General features: G+C 73.6%; 15 protein-coding genes. 7 read left to right on the top strand and 8 right to left on the bottom strand.

The window, feature by feature from the left end:
* Positions 1-29: 29 nt before the first annotated feature.
* Positions 30-1,670 carry a phosphoglucomutase (alpha-D-glucose-1,6-bisphosphate-dependent) gene (gene pgm / locus BJY16_RS22500; RefSeq protein ID WP_185041560.1) on the bottom strand — a complete coding sequence of 547 codons (1,641 nt, stop codon included), beginning with the start codon at positions 1,668-1,670 and terminating at the stop codon, positions 30-32.
* 82 nt (positions 1,671-1,752) lie between these two features.
* Here pgm and BJY16_RS22495 point away from each other — a divergent pair, with 82 nt between their 5' ends.
* Positions 1,753-3,489: a copper resistance CopC/CopD family protein gene (locus BJY16_RS22495; protein WP_239176738.1), complete on the top strand. Its 1,737-nt coding sequence runs from the start codon at positions 1,753-1,755 to the stop codon at positions 3,487-3,489.
* A gap of 175 nt (positions 3,490-3,664) precedes the next feature.
* Here BJY16_RS22495 and BJY16_RS22490 read toward each other — a convergent pair whose 3' ends face one another.
* Positions 3,665-4,450: a class I SAM-dependent methyltransferase gene (locus BJY16_RS22490; RefSeq protein ID WP_185041559.1), complete on the bottom strand. Its 786-nt coding sequence runs from the start codon at positions 4,448-4,450 to the stop codon at positions 3,665-3,667.
* A 52-nt stretch (positions 4,451-4,502) separates the two neighbouring features.
* Here BJY16_RS22490 and BJY16_RS22485 point away from each other — a divergent pair, with 52 nt between their 5' ends.
* On the top strand, positions 4,503-5,099 hold the full coding sequence (locus BJY16_RS22485) for a TetR/AcrR family transcriptional regulator (RefSeq protein ID WP_185041558.1): 597 nt from the start codon (positions 4,503-4,505) through the stop codon (positions 5,097-5,099).
* Positions 5,100-5,103: 4 nt separating this feature from the next.
* Here BJY16_RS22485 and BJY16_RS22480 read toward each other — a convergent pair whose 3' ends face one another.
* On the bottom strand, positions 5,104-5,328 hold the full coding sequence (locus BJY16_RS22480; RefSeq protein WP_185041557.1) for a helix-turn-helix transcriptional regulator: 225 nt from the start codon (positions 5,326-5,328) through the stop codon (positions 5,104-5,106).
* Positions 5,329-5,333: 5 nt separating this feature from the next.
* Positions 5,334-5,801 (bottom strand): hypothetical protein, encoded by a 468-nt coding sequence (locus tag BJY16_RS22475; RefSeq protein WP_185041556.1) that lies wholly within the window; start codon positions 5,799-5,801, stop codon positions 5,334-5,336.
* Positions 5,802-5,918: 117 nt separating this feature from the next.
* On the opposite strand from BJY16_RS22475, the gene BJY16_RS22470 reads away from it, so the two are divergent.
* Together BJY16_RS22470 and yaaA are read left to right on the top strand one after the other, a co-directional pair.
* Positions 5,919-6,263 (top strand): STAS domain-containing protein, encoded by a 345-nt coding sequence (locus BJY16_RS22470; protein ID WP_185041555.1) that lies wholly within the window; start codon positions 5,919-5,921, stop codon positions 6,261-6,263.
* 66 nt (positions 6,264-6,329) lie between these two features.
* Positions 6,330-7,136: a peroxide stress protein YaaA gene (gene yaaA / locus BJY16_RS22465; RefSeq protein WP_185041554.1), complete on the top strand. Its 807-nt coding sequence runs from the start codon at positions 6,330-6,332 to the stop codon at positions 7,134-7,136.
* A 10-nt stretch (positions 7,137-7,146) separates the two neighbouring features.
* On the opposite strand, the gene BJY16_RS22460 is transcribed toward yaaA, so the two are convergent.
* Entirely contained in the window at positions 7,147-7,764 is a 618-nt protein-coding gene (locus BJY16_RS22460) for an FKBP-type peptidyl-prolyl cis-trans isomerase (protein ID WP_185041553.1), read from the bottom strand.
* Positions 7,765-7,989: 225 nt separating this feature from the next.
* On the opposite strand from BJY16_RS22460, the gene BJY16_RS22455 reads away from it, so the two are divergent.
* From BJY16_RS22455 to BJY16_RS22445, 3 genes are all read left to right on the top strand, one after another.
* Positions 7,990-8,763: a hypothetical protein gene (locus BJY16_RS22455; RefSeq protein ID WP_185041552.1), complete on the top strand. Its 774-nt coding sequence runs from the start codon at positions 7,990-7,992 to the stop codon at positions 8,761-8,763.
* A 45-nt stretch (positions 8,764-8,808) separates the two neighbouring features.
* Entirely contained in the window at positions 8,809-14,214 is a 5,406-nt protein-coding gene (locus BJY16_RS47320) for an MMPL family transporter (protein WP_311775326.1), read from the top strand.
* A gap of 320 nt (positions 14,215-14,534) precedes the next feature.
* Positions 14,535-15,944: an SDR family NAD(P)-dependent oxidoreductase gene (locus BJY16_RS22445; protein WP_185041551.1), complete on the top strand. Its 1,410-nt coding sequence runs from the start codon at positions 14,535-14,537 to the stop codon at positions 15,942-15,944.
* Between the two features lie 162 nt (positions 15,945-16,106).
* On the opposite strand, the gene BJY16_RS22440 is transcribed toward BJY16_RS22445, so the two are convergent.
* From BJY16_RS22440 to BJY16_RS22430, 3 genes are all read right to left on the bottom strand, one after another.
* Entirely contained in the window at positions 16,107-16,739 is a 633-nt protein-coding gene (locus BJY16_RS22440; RefSeq protein WP_185041550.1) for a hypothetical protein, read from the bottom strand.
* An 80-nt stretch (positions 16,740-16,819) separates the two neighbouring features.
* Positions 16,820-17,767 (bottom strand): SWIM zinc finger family protein, encoded by a 948-nt coding sequence (locus BJY16_RS22435; protein ID WP_239176734.1) that lies wholly within the window; start codon positions 17,765-17,767, stop codon positions 16,820-16,822.
* Between the two features lie 29 nt (positions 17,768-17,796).
* Positions 17,797-20,805, bottom strand: a complete 3,009-nt coding sequence (locus BJY16_RS22430) for a DEAD/DEAH box helicase (protein WP_239176732.1) — start codon at positions 20,803-20,805, stop codon at positions 17,797-17,799.
* Between the last annotated feature and the right edge of the window lie 20 nt (positions 20,806-20,825).

The following is a 20,825-nucleotide window of genomic DNA, read 5'->3' as shown; positions in this document are numbered from 1 at the left end:
GGCCGCCCCCGGCCGGAACTGAGCGAAAATCAGCCTTGCAGCGCGGCAGACACCACCGCGCGTGCCTCCTCCTGGATCCGGGTCAGGTGGTCCGGCCCGTGGAACGACTCGGCGTAGATCTTGTAGACGTCCTCGGTGCCGGACGGCCGGGCGGCGAACCACCCGTTCCCGGTCACCACCTTGAGCCCGCCGATCGCCGCGCCGTTGCCCGGCGCGCTGGTCAGCACCGCGGTGATCGGCTCCCCGGCGAGCTCCTTGGCGGTCACCTGCTCCGGGGACAGCTTGCCCAGGATCGCCTTCTCCTCGCGGGTGGCCGGGGCGTCGATCCGCGCGTACGCCGGCTCGCCGAACCGCCCCGCCAGCGCCCGGTAGTGCTCGCTCGGCGTCTTGCCGGTGACCGCGATGATCTCCGAGGCGAGCAGGTCGAGCAGGATGCCGTCCTTGTCGGTGCTCCACGCCCCGCCGTCGCGACGCAGGAACGACGCCCCGGCGCTCTCCTCGCCGCCGAACCCGATCGACGCGTCCAGCAGGCCGGGCACGAACCACTTGAAGCCGACCGGCACCTCGATCAGCTTGCGGCCCAGGTCGGCGGCGACCCGGTCGATCATCGAGGAGGAGACCAGGGTCTTGCCGATGCCGGCGTCGGCCCGCCAACCGTCGCGCGCCCGGTAGAGGTAGTCGATGGCGACGGCCAGGTAGTGGTTCGGGTTCATCAGGCCGCCGTCCGGGGTGACGATGCCGTGCCGGTCGGCGTCGGCGTCGTTCCCGGTGGCGATCTGGAAACGGTCCTTCTGCGCGATCAGCGAGGCCATCGCGTGCGGCGACGAGCAGTCCATCCGGATCTTGCCGTCCCAGTCCAGCGTCATGAAGCCGAAGCGCGGGTCGACGGCCGGGTTGACCACGGTCAGGTCCAGGCCGTGCCGGTCGGCGATCTCACCCCAGTACGCCACGCTGGCGCCGCCGAGCGGGTCGGCCCCGATCCGCACCCCGGCGGTCCGGATCGCCTCGATGTCGATCACCGAGGGCAGGTCGTCGACGTAGCTGCCGAGGAAGTCGTAGCCGGAGATGGTGGCCGACTCGCGGGCCCGCACGGCGCTCACCCGGCGGACGTCCTTGAGCCCGGCGGCGATCAGCTCGTTCGCCCGGTCCTGGATCCACTTGGTGGCGTCGGTGTCGGCGGGACCGCCGTTCGGCGGGTTGTACTTGAAGCCGCCGTCGTCCGGCGGGTTGTGCGACGGGGTGACCACCACGCCGTCCGCCTTGGCGCGGTTCTTCGCGTTGAACGACAGGATGGCGTGCGAGACGGCGGGCGTCGGGGTGAACCCGTCCCGGCTGTCGATCAGCACCGTGACCCCGTTGGCGGCGAACACCTCCAGCGCGGTCACCTGCGCCGGCTCGCTCAGCGCGTGCGTGTCCCGGCCCAGGAAGAGCGGGCCGTCGGTGCCCTGCTCCCGCCGGTACTCCACGATCGCCTGGCTGGTCGCCGCGATGTGGTCCTCGTTGAAGGCGGTGCGCAGGCTGGACCCGCGGTGCCCGGAGGTGCCGAAGGCGACCCGCTGGCCCACCTCGGCCGGGTCCGGGTGCTCGGTGTAGTACCGGGAGACGACCCTCGGCACGTCGATCAGATCGGACGGCTCGGCGGGCCGGCCGGCACGGGAGTGGACGGACATCAAGCCTCCTCAAGCTGTCCCCGGATGGTATCGACCCGGGCACCTCTTGAACCTTTCCGCACCCCCATCCGAACTAACCTGCGTGACCGGGAAACTTCCGCGCCTGTTCGTGCTGCTCCTGATCGCCCTGGGAGCGTTCCTGGCGATCCCGGAACCGGCCCTCGCGCACGCCGCCACGGTCGGGTCGAGCCCGGCGCCGGGCAGCGTGGTGGGCGCCTCCCCGACCGAGGTCACGGTCACCTTCAGCGAGACGATCACCCCGGTCGCCGGCCGGATCCAGGTGGTGGCGCCGGACGGCGAGCGGATCTCCGGCCTGGCCACGGCCCGCGGCGCGGTGCTGCACATCCCGGTCCGCACCGCGAAGCGCCCGCTCGGCACCTACCTGATCAGCTTCCGGGTGATCTCCGCGGACAGCCATCCGGTGGGCGGCGCGATCACCTTCTCGGTCGGCGCGCCCTCGGCGCGACCGGAGGCCACCAGCACGATCGAGACCGATGCCACGGTGCGGGCCGCTGTGCCGGCGCTGCGATTCCTGGGGTACGCGGGGATCACGCTGGTCGTCGGCCCCTTGATGTTCCTGCTGTTCCTCTGGCCCCGCCGCCGCGCCCGGACCGGCGGCATCCGGCTGGTCCGGATCGGCCTGGCGCTGACCGTGGTGGCCACCCTCGGCGCGCTCGGCACCCAGGCGCAACAGGGCAGCGGCGCCGCCCTCTGGCAGGTCTCGGCCGCCGAGCTGGGCGAGGTGGCGACCAGCAGGTTCGGCCTGCTGCTGCTGGCCCGGCTGGCGATCCTGCTGGTCCTGGCCGCCCTCCTGCACCCCCTGCTCAGCGAGCAGCGCCGCCCGCACGAGAGCCCGGCTCGCCAGCCGGACGAGAGCGAGCAGCCCGGGCCGCACGAGGAGCGGTCGCGGGAGCCGGGCGGGAAACGGGCGCGGCGGACGTACCCCCAACGGATCTTGATCTTGGTGTTGGGGATCGCCGCGCTGGCCACCTGGCCGCTGACCGGGCACGCGATCGCCGCTCCGCTGCCCGCGGTCACGGTGACCGTCGGCGTGGTGCACCTGGCCGCCATGGGTATCTGGATCGGCGGCCTGATCACCCTGCTCGGCGTCCTGCTGCGCGGCACCGACCGCCGGGTGCTCCGGGTGCTGCTGCCGGTCTGGTCGCGCTGGGCCGCGCTGTCGGTGATCTGGCTGGCGCTGGCCGGCCTGGTGCAGGCCGCGGTCCAGGTCGGCACCCCGGAGGCGCTGGTCCGGACCGGGTACGGCCGGCTGCTGCTCGCCAAGCTCGGCGTCCTGGTCCTGGTGCTGGCCGCCGCCGCGGTCGCCCGCCGGCTGGTCAGCCGCTCGGCGGCCGGCGCCGGGCTGCGCCGTACGATCGGCATCGAGGTGGCCGCCACCGCGGTGATCCTGGCGATGAGCGCGGTCCTGGTCCAGGTCGACCCGGGCCGGACCGCGGGCGCCCAGGCCGGCGCGGTCACCGGCAACGGGGTGTCGGAGACGCTGACCAGCCCGCTCTACACGCTGCAGTTCAACATCTATCCGGTGGAGCTGGGCGAGTACAACACCGTGCACGCCTTCCTCTACACACCGGAGGGCAAGCCGCTGCCGCCGGCCGAGTGGCAGATCAGCACCCAGCTGGCCGGTCAGGGCCTGGAGGCGGTGAAGGAGCCGCTGCTCGGGCTGGACCCGCCGCACCACGCGCTCGGGTCGATCTCCTTCCCGCTGCCCGGCACCTACGAGATCGCCTTCACCATCCGGGTCGACGACCTGAACCGGGCCACGGTCAAGACCACCGTCACCGTCCCCCCGAAGGCCTGACCGCCGGCCGCCGTCGCGAGGCCCGCGCCCGGTCCGGACCGCTGCGCGCCACGCGGTCCCGGCTGGTCCTCAGGGGTGTCTCACGCGTCGTGAGACACCCCTGAGGACCAGCCGGACAACCAGCGGCGCGCTTCGGTCCGGACCCACCACGGGCCTCGCGACGGCGGCGTCCGGATCAGTCGCGTGCCGCGGTGACCGCGGCGGACGTGTAGCGCATGACGAAGCTGCCGCCCAGCCGGTCGATCACCGCGCCGACCGCCTCCTGGATCTCGGCGAGCTGGGCCGGGGTGGCCCGGGTGAGCGCCCCGGACGTCGGGAGCTGGTCCAGATAATCGTCCCGGGAGTAGACCCGCTCCCAGTCGACGTGCCACACCTCCGGCTCGCCGAAGCCGCCGGCCGCCCGGATGCCCTCCGCGGCCCGGTCCAGGATCGGCCGGTAACCGTCCAGCGCCGAGGCGGCCGGCGTCTGGCCGAACTGGAACGGCGAGTCCGGCAGCAGTCGCCGGTAAGCCTCCGCGAACCCGGCGGCCAGCTCGTCGGGCAGCTGGAAGGTGTGCCAGAACGGCGCGAGCCGCCCGCCCGGCCGCAGCACCGCCGCCGCCTTGGCCGCGCCGGCCACCGGGTCGATCCAGTGCCAGGCGGTCCCGGCCACGACCAGGTCGAACTCCCGGCCGCCGGGCTCCCAGTCCTCGAATGTGGCCACCTCGACGGCGATCCCGGTGGACCGGGCGACATCGGCCATCCGCGGGTCCGGCTCGACGCCGAGCACAGTGCAGCCCAGCTCGCGCAGCTGGCGGGACTCGATGCCGGTGCCGCAGCCGGCGTTCAGCACCGCGCGGCCCGGGGACCGGTCGACGATCCGCCGGAGGAGCGCGACCGGGTAGGGCGGGCGGGTGCGGTCGTAGCGCGCGGCGTCGACGCCGAACGACTCGGCGGTCTGCCGGAGGTGATGAGTGGGCATGCGCCCACTCTAGTGGGCAAGCGCCCACTAGGGAAGGCGGTAGGTTGACCTGGTGCCAACCGGGGTTGCCCTTCGCGACGTGCGCCGCCAGCTCTTCGAGGCCGCCGACCGGATCCTGCTGCGAGCCGGGCCGAGCGCGCTGACCAGCCGGGCGGTGACCACCGAGGCCGGCTGCGCCAAGGGCGTGCTGCACCGGCACTTCGACGACTTCGACGCGTTTCTCGCCGACTACGTGCTGGACCGGGTCGAGCGGCTCGCCCCGGAGACGGCCGCGCTGCGCGAGACGGCCGGCACCGGCACCGTGGCCGGCAACCTGACCACCGCGCTGATCGCGGTCTTCGAGTCGGTGGCGGTGGCCATCGTCGCGCTGATCACCTTCCGCGACGGGCTGCGTGCCCGGCTGCGCCACACCTGGCCGGCCGGGGTGCCGGTGCTCACCGAGGCGGCCGAGATGATCGCCGGTTACCTGGCCGCCGAGCGGGAGCGGGGCCGGGTCCCGGCCGGCACCGACGTGGAGGTGCTGGCGGCGATGCTGATCGGGACCGGTCACCTGCTCTTCGCCGACCGCACCGGCGAGCGGCCCGGCCCGGCCCGGGTCCACCAGATGGTGACCTCGGTGCTGAATCAGGCCACCTCGCCGTCGCCTTGACGGATCAGGCCTCCTCGTCGTACTGGAAGACCTCGTCGAGGGGCTGCCGGAAGAGCCGGGCGATCTGGAACGCCAGCTCCAGCGACGGCGAGTACTTCCCCTGCTCGATGGCGATCACGGTCTGCCGGGTGACGCCCAGCTCGCGGGCCAGGTCGGCCTGGGTCATGCCGCCGGCCGCGGCCCGCAGCGCGCGGATCCGATTGGTGACCTTGGTCGGTTTCGGGGCCATCGGACTCAGAATCCTCGCCGGTAGTAGCGGAGCTTCGCGGCCGCCTCGACCACCGCGGTGAGCAGGCCGCACAGGAACACCAGGTTGCCGATCCAGAACCCGTCCGCGTCGGCCGACGCCAGGATCAGGACGAGCGTCATCCCGGTCGCCAGGATCGGGGTCGAGAACCGGCCGCCGCGCCGGCCGATCTCCCGGTCGCGCACGTCGACAGCCACCTCGCCGAGCTCGCTCCGGCGCCGGACCCCCACGACGATCTCCAGCACGATCGCGGTGACGATGGTGCCGGCGATCCCGGCGACCATCGACCAGGCCATCGGCCCGATCCAGGAGATCTCCCCGATCGGGGTACGCCGCACCTCGGGTGCCAGATAGGCGAAATACACCGCCGAGGACACCACCACGTTCACCAGACCGGCCCAGATCTGCCGCTCCTCCCTGGTCGTGCGCAGCGGTTCGTCGTCGATCTCGTCCACGATCCCTCCCCAAGTCAAAAATGTTTGACATCTCGAAGGTAGCACCGATGTCAAACTTCTTTGACATCGGCGCGGGCGGAGGTGACAGCCGGGCGGTTTCTGGGCACAGCAGCGGGCATGGATGTCTCGCTCGTCCACCGGGCCGGCGCGGTGATCGTGCAGGTCCGGGGGAATCTCGATCTGGACAGCGCGCCCGAGCTGGCCGCCCGGCTGGACGAGGCGCTCACCGGGCCGCACCCGCGGATCGTGGTCGACCTGGCCGGCGTGGAGTTCTGCGACTCGATCGGGCTGAGCACGTTCGTGGTCGGCTTCAAGCGGGCCGAGGCGGCCGGCGGCTGGCTGCGGCTCGCCTCGCCCGGCGAGTTCCTGGAGCGGCTGCTCGACACGCTCGGGCTGGCCAGCCGCCTCGGCGTCTACCCGACGGTCGGCGACGCGCTGGCCGGCCGCGCCGACGACCTGTGACAAGTCGCCGCGATCGGTGCGCGGGTCCGCGGACCGCCAGCCGGTGACATGTCCTAGTGTCGCGGCGTGCTGATCCTGTTGCCGCCGTCCGAGGGGAAGACCCCTGCCACCACCGGGGATCCGGTCGACCACGCCACGCTCTGGCTGCCCCAGCTGGGCCCGGCCCGGTCCCGGGTGCAGAGCCGGCTGGTGGCGCTCTGCAAGCGCACCAGCGCGCGTTCGGTGGCCGACTCGCTGAGCGTGCTCGGGCTCAGCGACGGGCAGCGCGGTGAGCTGGCGCGCAACGCGGAGCTGCCGGTGGCGCCCGCCGCGCCGGCCGTCGAGGTCTACACCGGCGTGCTCTACGAGGCGCTGGACGCCGGGACGCTGGACGAGGCGGCGCGCAAGTGGCTGTTCGAGACCGCGGTGGTGTTCTCCGGGCTGTGGGGCGTGGTGCGGCTCGGCGACCGGATCCCGGCCTACCGGTGTTCGGTCGGGGTGACGCTGCCGGTGCTGGGCGGGCTCACCGCGTACTGGAAGAAGGCGTTGCGGACGGCCCTCGATCAGGCGGCGGCCGGCGGACCGGTGCTGGATCTGCGGTCCGGCGCCTACGCGGCGATGTGGGCGCCGCCGGCCGGGGCCGCGGACCGGGTCGCGGCGCTGCGGGTGCTGCACGAGAAGGTGGTCGGCGGGGTGCCGAAACGGTCCGTGGTGAGCCACTTCAACAAGGCCACCAAGGGGCGGCTGGTGCGCGCGCTCGCCGCCGGGCAGGCCGCGCCGGAGTCGGTGGACGAGCTGATCACCGCGATCCGGGACCTGGGCTTCACGGTCGAGGAGGAGCCGGCGCCGGCGGGAAAGCCCCGCCGGCTCGACGTCGTCGTCGCGGAACTGTAGGCCCGCGGGGCTACTTCGCGTCCAGGATGTCCACGATGAAGCGGAGGTCCTGGTCCTTGTAGGCGAGGGCGGCCGGGATGTCCATCTGGATCCGGCTGCCCACCTTCTGCCCCGGGATGCCCTGGTCCCAGCCGGCGATCAGCTGGCCGGCGCCGATCACCGAGGTGAACGGCTGGCCGCGGCTCCACGAGGAGTCCATCACGGCGCCGCCGGCGTACGGGATCAGCTTGTAGTTGAAGGTCACCGTCTGACCGGCCTTGACGACCGGGCCGGTGCCCTTCACCAGCGGGGTGATCACCAGCTTGCTGAGCGGGCCGCCGGTGCCCGGCTTGATCTCCGGCTCCTTGGACAGCTCGGGCGACAGGGTGCCGGCGGCGGCGCCGCTGCCCGCCGCGGCCGGCGCCGAACTGGCGGTCGGCTCCGCACTGGCGGCCGGCTCCGGAGCGGCGGCCGCGTCGGCGGTGGCGGCGGTGGTGGCGGTCGCGGACGCCACCGGTTGCTTGTCGTCGTCGCCGGAACGCACCACGAAGAAGACGATCGCCAGCACCACGAAGACGAGCGCGCCGGCCACCCCGCCCGCGATCGCCTGGCTGCGACGCTTGCTCGCCGCAACGGTCCGGTCACTCATCCGCACGCCCTCCGGTGATCAGTTCGGAAACTCCGGACACCGTACTCGCAGCCGGTAGGAATGCCGCGAAGAACCTCCGCCGAATCACCGATGCGGTTGATCAACCGTACGGTCCGTACCCGAACCCGCCCTTCACCCGCCGCGGTGAAGATGAGATCGTTTCAGCGCCTCCCCGCACCGAACACTGGAGAACCGTTGCGCCGTCGACGCCCCGAGGTGCCGAATGTGCTCCTGGAAACCGGCCGGCCGCGCTGGCGGGACCACCTCGTCCCGGCCGCGGTGATCCTGGTCGGCGTGCTCGCCGTGGTCGCCGTCGGCCTGGGCGTCCGGGCCAGCCGCTCGGCCGAGCCGGTGCACACCCAGCCGGTGGTCGCCGAGGTCACCGACGCGCCGGTGGCGCAGGTGCCGATCCCGCTGCCCAGCCCGTCCGTGTCGACCACCCCGGTGCCGGTCAACTCGATCGTGGTCGAGGAGGGCGGCGTCCCGGACACCGTCGACCTGGCCGCCGAAGGCAAGATCGACTGGGTGCACTGGGGCGAGGCCGGCCCCTACGCGATGGAGCGCAGCGCCCGGGGCGGGTTCGCGATCCTGGAGGGCACCCCGGACGCGCCGCGCGAGCGGCACACGCTCAGCCCGCAGCGGTTCCGGTGGACCGGCGGCACCCCGGCGGCCGGCAACAGCGGGACGACCAGCGGGGTGCGGACCTGCGGCGAGGGCAACGGGTTCCGCCTCTCCGCGCCGGCCACCACCAATCCGATGCGGCTGCGGCTCTACCTGGGCGTCTCCGGGGCGACCGGGCTGCTCAAGCTCAAGCTCTCCAGCGGCGGCAAGACGGTCACCACCGAGATGACCCAGCGCGGGAGCTCGCTGGAGACGGCCAAGTACACCATCGACTACCAGGCCACCAAGGCTGGCAAGATCTCCATCGAGTGGATCACCGACGAGTCGTTCGCCGCGGACTGCGGTGGGGTGGCCCTGCAAGCCGCCACTCTTTTCTAAGCATTTTTCGTGACTAACCGGTGTCTGCCGGGAAAGGGGAACAGGGTGTTCGCGGGCTGGGGATCGCGGGTCGCCCGCCTCCGCTGGCCGGTGCTGATCGTCACGCTCGTGGCGGTTCTCGGCGCCGGCATCTGGGGCTTGGGCGTTTTCGGACAGCTCACCGAGGGTGGCTACGCCGATCCCACGAGCGAGTCGGCCCGGGCCGCCGAGGTGGCCGCCGCCGCTACCGGCGGGCAGGACGGTGACGTCATCGCCATCTACACCCCGGCCACCGGGACGGCGATCACCGACGCCGCGCTGACCAAGCGGATCAAGGAGCGGCTGGCCGCGCTGCCGGCGGACGCGGTCACCGCGACCACGTCGTTCTGGGACAAGAAGAACCCGGCGTACGCCGCCGAGGACAAGTCCAGTGCGGTCGCGGTGCTCACCCTGGCCGGCGACGACCCGGCGGCGAAGACCGACGCGTACGCCGAGATCGAGCACAACTTCGCCGTCGACGGCGCCACCGTGCAGCTGGCCGGCAGCATCCCGCTCACCCACGCCTCCAACCAGCGCTCCACCGACGACCTGGCGTTCGCCGAGCTGATCTCGATGCCGGTGGTGCTGATCCTGCTGCTGTTCATCTTCGGTTCGCTGGTCGCGGCGTCGCTGCCGGTGATGGTCGGCGGGGCCGCGGTGCTCGGCTCGCTGGGCGTGCTGCACGCCGTCGCGCTCGGCACCGAGGTGAACTCGTTCGCGGTCAACGTGGCCAGCCTGCTCGGGCTCGGCATGGCGATCGACTACGGGCTGTTCATGGTCGGGCGCTTCCGCGAGGAGCAGGCCGCCGGGCACGACCCGGCCGAGGCCGTCCGGCGTACGGTGGGCACCGCCGGCCGTACCGTGGTCTTCTCCGCCACCCTGCTGATGACCGCGCTCGCCACCCTCCTGCTCTTCCCGCAGGGCTTCCTCAAGTCGCTGGCCTACGGCGGCCTGGCCGCCGTCTTCCTGGCCATGCTGCTCTCCCTCACCCTGCTCCCGGCGATCCTGGCGATCCTCGGCCCGCGGGTCGACAAGCTGCCGATCCGGCTGCCGTTCGCGGCCCGGTCCGGCCGCGGCTGGCAGGGGCTGGCCGCCTTCGTGCTGCGCCGCCCGGTGCTGGTGGCGATCCCGATCCTGGCCGGGCTGATCGTGCTGGCCCTGCCGATCAAGGACGTCCGGTTCGGCGAGAACGACGAGCGGGTGCTGCCGGCCGGCGACCCGGCCCGGGTCGCGGTGGAGACGCTCAAGGCGTCCTACCCGCAGTTCAGCAGCGACGGCGTGCAGGTGGTGGTGCGCGGCCCGGCCGGCGACCTGGCCTCGGCCATCGCGGCGATCCCCGGCGTCACCTCGGTCGACCGGGCCGGCTCGGCGAAGAACGTCACCGTCCTCAACGCCGCGCTGACCGGCGCGGACTCGTTCAGCGCCGAGGCCCGGCAGGTGGTCGACGCGATCCGCGCGCTGCCCGCCCCGGCCGGCGGCGAGATCCTGGTCGGCGGGGTCACCGCCCGCAACGTGGACAGCCTGGACGCGATCGCCGACCAGCTCCCACTGATGATCGGCCTGCTGGTCGGGGCCACCCTGCTGCTGATGTTCCTCGCCTTCGGCTCGATCCTGCTGCCGATCAAGGCGGTGATCATGAGCGCGCTCAGCCTGAGCGCCACCTTCGGCGTGCTCGTCTGGCTGTTCCAGCAGGGCCACGGCTCCGGCCTGCTGTCGGTCACCCCGGCCCCGCTGGAGGCCGGGATCGTGGTGCTGATGGCCGCCGTGGTGTTCGGCCTGTCCACCGACTACGAGGTGTTCCTGCTGTCCCGGATGGTGGAGGCGCGCACCCGCGGCGCCGCCACCAAGGAGGCGATCAGCACCGGCCTGACCAGCACCGGCCGGGTGATCAGCGCCGCCGCCCTGCTGCTCATCGTGGTCACCGGCGCGTTCGCCCTGTCCGCGATCACCACGATGCGCTTCATCGGCGTCGGCATGATCATCGCGCTGGTGCTGGACGCGACGGTGGTCCGGATGCTGCTCGTCCCGGCGGTGCTGGCGCTGCTCGGGGACGCGGCCTGGTGGGCGCCCGGGCCGCTGCGGCGCCTCCAGGAGAGGGCGGGCCTCGCGGAACACACGGGTCCGCTGCCCGCTTCCGGTCCGCTGCCGGCTTCCGGTCCGCTTCCGGAGCTTTCCGGTACGCCCGCCGACGCCGAGACAGAAGTCCTGGACTACGCGGCCGTGGCGGCGCACATGTCGGCTGCGCTGGCGGGCTCGAACGCGGCCACCACCGTCCTGCCGGTGATCAAGCCGGCGGAGGAGCCGCTGGTCACCGCCCCGGACGAGACCTCCATCATCGTGTGGGGCGAGGACGAGGCGGAAGCGGCCGGCACGGTCGACGACCCGTCCGCCTCGGACGTGGTGGGGCCGGATCCTGTCGAGGGTGACGAAGCGCCCGGCTCGGACCGTGCCGAGGAGGACTCCGTCGCGGAGGACTCCCCCGCCTCCGACTCGGTCGTGGAGGAGTCTTCCGCCGAGGATCCGGTCGCGGAGGAGTCACCCGCCGCGGACCCGGTCGCGGCCGACTCACCCGCCGCGGACCCGGGCGTGGCCGACTCACCCGCCGCTGATTCGGACGCGGCCGACTCATCCACCGCCGATGCGGAGGCGGCCGACTCACCCGCCGCCGAATCGGTTACGAAGGACTCGCCTGCCTCCGATCCGGTCTTGGCGGACACTCCCGCCTCGGATCCGGCCGCGGAGGACGCTGTCCAGGACGACTCCGCCGCTGGTACCTCGCCGGAGGACATCTCTCCCGCAGGTGACACATCGCCCGCCGAGTCGGCCGCGACCGCGGTGGAGGCCGCCTCGACCGCCGGCACCGCGTCCGCCGACGAGGTTTCCGGCAGCGAAGTAACCACGGACAACACCCCGTCTGACGAACCGGCGCCGATCGACAACGGTGATCCGGAAGGCGGCGTGATCGTTTCCGGTCAAACCGCGCCTTCCATCGAGCCGACAGAGGCCGCCGGCCGGACCCAGCTCCTCCCGGTCCTCTCGGAAGACCTCTCCCCCGAGTCGGCCAAGCCCACCCCGGCCGATGCCACTCAGGTGCTCCCCCTCTACCAGCCCGCTCCGTCCAGCTCGGCGGCGTCGACCACCCAGCTCGACGACGCCGCGCTCGAAGCCGAAGCCGGGACCGCGACACGCAGCGAGCCCACTGCGGAAGCCGCGGACGCGGAGCCCGGCGAGTCCGCCTTCGAAGCCGAGACCCCCAAGCACAGCGAACTCACCGCGGACGCCGCAGACACGGAGCCCGCCCGGGCTGAGGCTGCGGCATCCGCCGAAGCCGGCGCGGACGCCGAGACCGCTGAGTCGCTGCCCGTGGACGCCGCGCTTTCGGCCGCCGAGTCCCCGGCCGAGGCGGACCCGCTTCCGTCTGCGGAACAAGTCCTGCCTGCCACGGAACCGGCCGGAACCTTCGACAGCGACTCACTCTGGGCCCAGGTCGAAGCGACGCTGGCCGCCGGCACGGAAGCCGCAGCCGCCGACTCCCCCGCCGCTACCCCCGAGCCGGACGGCGCCTCGAAGGCCGCCGCTCAAGAGGCGACTGGCCCCGACGACCACACCCCGGTCGAGCCCACCCCAGCGGAACCCGCACCGGCGGAGCCCACACCGGCCCAGCCGACAGCCGAATCACCCGCGATCGCGGCGCCGGTCAGTGCGATCCCCGAGGCAGTCGCTGACGCGTTCACCTGGATGTCCGACCCTCGCATCGCCGGGATCGTCGGCGGCGAGGAAACCCCGAGCGACACCACCGACCCGGACTTCACCTGGCTGACCGGCCCGACAACCGTTCTGCCCACCACTACCGCCGCCCGGTCGGCTGCCCCGCCGGACGCCGCTGCCGACTCGGAGCCCGCGGCAACGCCGGAGCCCGCCACCAACCCCGAGCCCGCCGCAACGCCGGAGCCCGCCACCGCTCCCGAACCAGCGGCCGCACCGCAGCCGGACCTCCGCCGCCCGCAGACTCTGGACGACTGGCTGGGCAGCAAGCCCACCGGCACGCCCGCCCAGGACCGCCTCGCCGCACCCGCTGCTCGGCAGAACCGTCCCGCCTCCCTGGGCGACCTCCCCACTCCTCCGCGCCGCCGCACTCAGGAGGCCGCGGCGGAGGAATCCCCCACCGCCGAGCCGACCATTCCCGCAGCCCCGACCACCGCGGAGCCGTCATCCCCGGAACCGGCCGCCATGGAAGCCCAGCCCGCAGCCTCCATCGCTACGGAGCCGCCGTCCCCGGAACCGGCCGTCGCGGAGGTCCAGCCCGCAGCTCCGACGACCGCTGAACCCTCAGCCACCACGGAAGCCCAGCCCGCCGCGCCCACTGTCACCGAAACAGTGTCGACGGCACCGGACGCCGCGCAGCCTGCCGACCCAGCGGCGAACAAGCCGGCCGAGGCCGACGAGCCCACCCGCCCGGTCGAGTCGATCACGGAAGCCGAGCAGGCCGACGTGGCAACCACCCCGCCGGACGTCGACGCTGTGGATGCCTCGGCCGCAAACGACGGCCTCTCCGAGGCAGCGCTGCGGGTCCCTGCCGAGACACCCGCCGCATCGATCGTCGAGGAGCCGGTCCCCGGCCACGTCTCCACCGACGCCCAGGCACCGGCCCCGGACGAAAAGACGGCCGCCGCTGAGCCCCCCGCGGCCGCGCCGGGCAGCGCCCCCGGCCATGGTCGTCGCCCGCAGACGTTGGACGAGTGGCTGTCCGGCAGCGAACCGACCTCCGCGACCGAGCCGCAACCCCGCCCGCAGACCCTGGGCGACCTCTCCCCGGTGAGCTCGATCCCGGTCAGCTCGGCCGCGCCCCGCCGTCCCCAGACCCTGGACGAGTGGCTGCACGGCAATCCCGCCCAGCCCCGCCCCCAAAGTCTCGACGACTGGGTGACCGGCGAGAACCACCCGGTCAGCTCCGCCGCACCCCGCCCGCAGAGCCTGAGCGACCTGCCGACCGGCGACAACCGACCGGTCAGCTCCGCCGCACCCCGGCCGCAGACCCTCGGCGACCTGCCGACCGGCGACAACCGACCGGTCAGCTCCGCCGCACCCCGGCCGCAGACCCTCGGCGACCTACCGACCGGCGACAACCGACCGGTCAGCTCCGCCGGGCCCCGGCCCCAGAGCCTCAGCGACTGGCTGAGCGGCGGAAACCCCCCGGCACCGACCCGCCGCCCGGCCTCGCTGGCCGACCACGCTCCCGACCCGAACCGTTCCCGCCCGGCCAACGGCGGCCCGGCCACCACCACGCCGGGCGGCAACGACCGTTCCGTGAGCAAGGACCGTCCCGGAGGCAACGACCGCACCGAGACCGGCGACCGCCCCACCAACACCGGTCCCGCCGCAACCGACCGCCACCCCGACCGCGAGACCGACCCGGACCCGACCGCGTCCTGACCCCGACCGACCCGCATGCCCGTCCGGCCCCGCCGGGCGGGCATGCGGCTGTTCTGACCCGCGCCGCGGACTGCCGCCGAACCGAAGGACCGGGCGGCTGCGCACCCCGCCGAGCCGGGGAGCCGGTGGTCACGGCCCCCATCGGGCCGTTGAGCGGGGTGAGTCACGGCCTCACCGGGCCGAGGAGTCGGCTGAGTCACCGCCTCGCCGGGCCGGGGAGCCGGGTGACCCGGACCCCTTCGCAGACGCGCGAGGCGGCCGATAGGAGCGCAGGGTAATACAGTGCCTCCGTCAGTGCAGTGCAGAGGGGGAAGTTACGGATGACCGGCAGTGACCCGACCGTGGGCGTCGACCCGGACCGCCTGGCGGTCTGTCTCGCCGTGTTGGCCGAGGTGGAGGCTCTGCCGCCGGAGCATCCGGACGCGGTGTCGGTACGGCGGGCGACCGCCGGCCTGTTCAAGACCGTGAAGATGCAGCGGCGCAAGGAGCGGCGGGAGGCGGTGCTGGCCAACGACCGGGCGGTGACCGCGGCGACCGCGACCGGGGCGCCGGGCCGGATCGACGACGAGACCGCCGGGATCCCGCTGAAGAGCGCCACGGCCGGCGCCAGCGCCGGGGTGCTGAAGCAGGCCCGCGGCTGTTACGTGTGCAAGCAGCGCTACACCGTGGTGGACGCGTTCTACCACCAGCTCTGCCCGGACTGCGCCAAGATCAACCACGATCGCCGGGACGCCCGGACCGATCTCACCGGGCGGCGCGCGCTGCTCACCGGCGGCCGCGCCAAGATCGGCATGTACATCGCGTTGCGGCTGCTGCGCGACGGCGCCGACCTGACCATCACCACGCGGTTCCCGCACGACGCGGTGCGGCGGTTCACCGCGATGCCGGACAGCGCCGACTGGATCGACCGGCTGCACGTGGTCGGCATCGACCTGCGCGACCCGGCGCAGGTGGTCGGGCTGGCCGACTCGGTGGCGGCGCGCGGCCCGCTGGACATCCTGATCAACAACGCGGCACAGACGGTGCGGCGGACCGCCGGGTCGTACGCGGCGATCGCGGCCGCCGAGTCCGAGCCGCTGCCCAGCGGCAAGCTGCCCGAGCTGGAGTATTTCGGCAGTGCCGGGAGTTCGCCGGCCGCGGTGCTGACCGCGGGGACGTCGGCGCTCACCGCCCAGCAGATCACCGAGCTGGCGCTCACCGCCCGCTCCGTCGAGATCGACGCGGGCGGCCTGGTGCCGGACACCACGCCGACCAACAGCTGGAGCGACCGGGTCCACGAGGTCGATCCGCTGGAGCTGCTGGAAGTCCAGCTGTGCAACGTGACCGCGCCGTTCATCCTGGTCAGCCGCCTGCGGCCGGCGATGACCCGATCGAAGTTCCCCCGCCGGTACGTCGTGAACGTCTCCGCCATGGAGGGCATCTTCAACCGCGGTTACAAGGGCGCCGGCCACCCGCACACCAACATGGCGAAGGCCGCGCTGAACATGCTGACCCGGACCAGCGCGGTCGACATGTTCGCCGACGGCATCCTGATGACGAGCGTGGACACCGGCTGGATCACCGACGAGCGCCCGCACCCGACCAAGATGCGGCTGCACGAGGAGGGGTTCCACGCCCCGCTGGACCTGGTCGACGGCGCGGCCCGCGTCTACGACCCGATCGTCCGCGGCGAGCAGGGCGAGGACGTCTACGGCTGCTTCCTCAAGGACTACGCCCCGGTCGCCTGGTAGGAGCGGGCTTCCTGGGCCGGCGCCGCCGAAACGGCCACTGCCGGGACCGTGCCGGGCAGCGGCCGCTGCCCGGGGCTTCACCCCTGGAAACGGCCGCTGCCGGGGCCTTACCGGTAGAAACGGCCGCGGGCCGCACCCGAGAGGGTGCGGCCCGCGAGCGGGTTACGGTTTCGGCCACCCGACCTTGTCGCCGGGCCCCTTCGGCGGCATCCCCTTGGGCGGGTTGTCCTTCAGGTCCTTCGGGCCGTCCGGCATCCCCTTGGGTCCGTCGCCCTTGGGCCAGTCCTTGTCACCGCCCTTGGGCCAGTCCTTGTCACCGCCCTTGGGCCAGTCCTTGTCACCGCCCTTGGGACCGTCGTTGTCGTGATGGCCCCAGGGTCCGCCATGCGGTCCGTGGTGTCCGCCACCGCGGATGTGGAACGGCCGCCCGGCGTAGTCCGGCCGGTACGGCCAGTCGCCCGGCCACGGCCCGCGCCAGTCGTCCCACTGCCAGTCGTCCTCCTCGACGACCAGCCGGAACACCCAGCCGCGCCAGCCGTAGCGGACCGGGTCGCAGTCGTAGGCGTCCCACGCCCCGTGCCGCCGTCCGGTCCAGCCGGCCCGCTCGCACGCCCACTCGGTGCGGTAGTAGCCGACCACGTACTCGCCGTCCCAGTCCGATACCCGGGTGGTGCCACCGCCGGTGGCGGACGCCTGGGTCGTGGACGGGGCGGCCTGCGCCGGGCCCATGCCGATCATCGCGCCCGCGGCGATACCCATGCCGGTGAGCGCGAGGAAACGCTGTGCCTTGTTCATGTCACACCTTTTTCGGACATAACGCCATTACGTGCTTAGCGCATCATGGCCGCCGAAGGCGTTTCGCGGTTTCCCGGGATCTAATCCGTTCGGCCGACCCCCGGCGTGTCCGAAAGGTTCTGGAAGGCGACACGAAGCACCTCGTTTATGGGACGCCCGTGATGCCTGAGCCGCGGTGGATCGAGCTGGTCGAGCAACGCGTCGGACCGCCCGCCGGACATCGCCTGATCAGGCGTTTCGCCGAGGTCCAGAAAGGTCCCCCAGAACCGGTCCGGATCATCCGGATCGATCAGCTGCTCGTCGGCGGCGGCGGAGCTTTCCGCCCCGCTGGCCGTTTTGGCAGCACCGGCGAACCCGCCCTGGGTTGAGGACGATCCGGCCGAGGCAGCACCGGCGAACCCGCCCCGGGTCGAGGACGATCCGGCCGAGGCGGCACCGGCGAACCCGCCCCGGGTCGAGGACGGCTCCGCCGAGGCAGCCCCGCCGGTAGCCGCGGCAGCCGCCTCGTCGACGGCCGCGGCCTCCCGCAACCGCCGCAGCCGCATCAGCAACTCGTCGCGATGCCGCCCCCGCCAGGCGAACACCTCGAACGGATCGGTCTGGAACGCCCGGGCCAGCGCGTAACACGTCGCGGCCAGGTGCATGCACGGCATCGGCCAGCGCTCACACGTGCAGTCCATCGCCACCTCGTCCAGCGAGAGCGGCAACAGCGTCAGCCCGGACTCGGCGAAGACCGCCTCGATCCCCGGCGGCATCCGCCCGTCGAGCAGCCCGGCCAGGTAGCGCGCCTCCTTGACCAGCGCCGACTCGACCCGGGCCCAGTCGGACGCGCCGAACGCCCGGACCGCGATCCGGGCCCGGAAGGCGACCGGGTCGTCCGGCCCGCGCACCTGGGCGACCGCCAGGCTGGACGACACGGTCAAACTCCGGACGTGCCCGGCCCGCTCGTCGCGCCGGCCGCGGGAGAACGTCGACCCCATCCGCAGCGACTCGAACATACCGAGGAACGCGGGCGCGAAGTCAGTCACGGGTCGCCTCCGGAGCCGTACGGGACAGGTCAGTCAACGATCGCCTCCGGGGCCAGCGCGAACAGGTCACGCAACTCGCTCGTGGACAGTGCCGTCAGCCAGCCCTCGCCGGAGCCGACCACCCGCTCGGCCAGCGCGCCCTTGTCGACCAGCAGCTGGTCGATCCGCTCCTCCAGGGTGCCCAGGCAGACCAGCGTGTGCACGTGCACGTCGCGCCGCTGCCCGATCCGGAACGCCCGGTCGCTGGCCTGGGTCTCGGTCGCCGGGTTCCACCAGCGGTCCACGTGCACCACGTGGTTGGCGGCGGTCAGGTTCAGCCCGGTGCCGCCGGCTTTCAGCGACAGCACGAACACCCCCGGCCGCCGCTCCTGCTGGAACTCGGCGACCATCGCGTCCCGGGCGCCGCGCGGGGTGCCGCCGTGCAGGAACGGCGCCGGCACCCCGAACCGGGCGGCCAGGTGCGGCGCGAGCATCCCGCCGAACCGGGCGAACTGGGTGAAGACCAGCACGCTCTCCCCCGCCCCGAGCGCCCGGTCGACGATCTCCTCCAGCCGGTCGATCTTGCCGGACCGGCCGGGCAGCGGGGACGCGTCCTTGAGCAGCAGCGCCGGGTGCACGCACACCTGTTTCAGCTTGGTCATCGCGGCCAGCACCAGGCCTTTGTGCCGGGCCTGGTTGTGCTCGGCGAGCCGCTCGAGCAGGTCGTCGAGGACCGCGCGGTAGAGGCTGACCTGCTCGGTGGTCATCCCGCACAGGTGCCGGACGTGCCGCTTGACCGGCAGGTCGCCGGCGATGCCCGGGTCGGCCTTGGTCCGCCGGAGCAGGAACGGCCGGGTGGCCTGGCGCAGCCGGGCGGCGGCCTCCTCGTCCTCGTACCGCTCGATCGGGACGGCGAACCGGGCCCGGAACATGTGCGCGGACGCGAGCAGCCCCGGGTTGACGAAGTCCAGGATCGACCAGAGCTCGGCCAGCCGGTTCTCCACCGGGGTGCCGGTCAGCGCGATCCGGTTGCGGGCCGGGAACCGGCGCACCGCCCGGGCCGCCGCGCCCGCGCTGTTCTTTATGTGCTGCGCCTCGTCGAGCACCACCCGGTCCCAGCTGATCGCGGCGAGCGCGTCGGCGTCCAGCACCGCGGTCGCGTACGTGGTCAGCACCAGATCGACGTCGTCCACCGCGAGCGTCCGGTCGGCGCCGTGCAGCACCCGCACCCGCAGGCCGGGCGCGAACCGCTCCGCCTCCCGCTGCCAGTTGCCCAGCACGGACAGCGGGCAGACCAGCAGCGCCGGCCCGTCCCGCCGGTGCAGCAGCAGGGTGAGCAGCTGGATCGTCTTGCCCAGCCCCATGTCGTCGGCCAGGCAGGCGCCCAGCCCCAGCGAGTCCAGGAAGGCCAGCCAGGAGAAACCCCGTCTCTGGTACGGCCGGAGCGTCGCCCGCAGCCCGTCCGGCGGCTCGATCAGCTCCAGCCGCTCGTCCAGCTCCCCGCTGAGCAGGTCACCGAGCCACCCCTCGCCGCGCGCGTCGGTGACCGGCAGCGGCAGCTCCTCGGGCGGCAGCAGCCGGGTCACCCGCAGCGCGTCGCCGGCGGTCATCGTGCCGCCGCCGCGGCTCAGGAACGCCAGCCCGGCGGCCAGCCGGTCGGCGTCCAGGAACACCCACCGCCCGCGCAGCTTGACCAGCGGCACCTTGGCCTTGGCCAGGTCGGCCAGGTCGTCCTCGGTGAGCGTGCGCCCGCCCAGCGCCAGCCCCCAGCGGTAGTCGACCAGGTCGCGCAACCCGGTCGTGCGGTCCCGCATCACCCGGGCGATCGGCTCCCGGGTGCGCACCCGCAGCGCCAGCCCGAGCCCGGAGCGGCGCCGCCACCAGGCCGGCAGCAGCACGCCGTAGCCGGCCTCCTCGAGCAGCGCCGCGTGGCTGAGGAAGCCGTGCGCCCCCTCGGTGTCCAGGATCATCTCGGTCGGGTGGGCGGTGTGCAGGGCGTCGCCGAGCGCCGGGTAGAGCCGGGCGGCCCGGCCCAGCCCGGCTAGCAGCCGCTCCTGCGGGTGCCGGGTCCACCGGCGCAGCGGGGCGAACCGGTCCCGCCACAGGTCGGCGGCCGGGACCAGCACGCTCGGCTCGTCGGCGGCCTGCAGCAGGAACTCCAGCCGCCAGGCCGCCTCGGGCAGCGCGACCTCGCCGGGCAGCACCGGCTCGTGCTCGCGCGGGTCACTGAGCCGGAAGCAGACCCGCACCTCGGCGCCCCGGGCGGCCTGGGCGAACCAGGCGTCCAGCGCCCGGATCAGCTCGTCCAGCTCGTCGGGCGGCGCCGCGAACTCCGGCTCGCCGGTCAGCGCGGCCAGCCAGCCCCCGTCGGCCAGGGTCACGCCGGCCTCCGCCAGCCGGGTCCGGACCAGGCCGTCGACCAGCCGCTCCAGCGCCGCGGTGAGCAGCTCGGCGGGGCTCGCGACGGGCGGGGCGGTGTCGCCGATCCGGGCCGGCCGGGTCTCCGCGCCGGGGGCGGACTCGGCGCGGCAGGCCGGCGGCATCCGGTCCAGCAGGGTGGCGTGCCGGGCCGCGTCGGCGCCGATCAGCACCGGCCGCCACCAGGCCGCCGGACGCGGCCCGTCGACCCGGACGGCGGGCAGCACCCGGCCCCGGCGGACCAGGCTCGCGGCGAACCCGCACAGCTCGATCAGCCAGCGGACACTCGGCGCGAGCCGCCCGTCGAACTCGGCGGCCAGGTCGGCGTCGAGGAACGGCACGCCGACCGCCGGCACCCGCCACACCCGGGCCCGCCGCACCCCGCGCCGGGGTGGCAGGCCGACCTGCGGCGACGGCAGCGGCCCGGCCCCGGTGGAGGGCAGGAGCAGCAGCGCCGGCTCGCGCGCCTCGCCGGCCGGCAGCGCCTCGGCCGGAACGGCGAACGGATGCCGGGGCACTCCCCGGCCACCGCCCGGCCCGGTGGCGCCACCCTCGGCCCACAGGTTGAGCGACCCGTCCCGCGAGACGAAGCCATGGAGCACCCGCACGGCGGGCTCGGAGGCGGGCAGCAGGTCAGGCACGCGGACGACTCTAGGCGGAC

It is taken from the genome of Actinoplanes octamycinicus, from assembly GCF_014205225.1.
Lineage (GTDB): Bacteria > Actinomycetota > Actinomycetes > Mycobacteriales > Micromonosporaceae > Actinoplanes > Actinoplanes octamycinicus.
The sequence above is the reverse complement of the archived record's forward strand: the minus strand, read 5'-3'. Positions and strand labels throughout refer to the sequence as shown.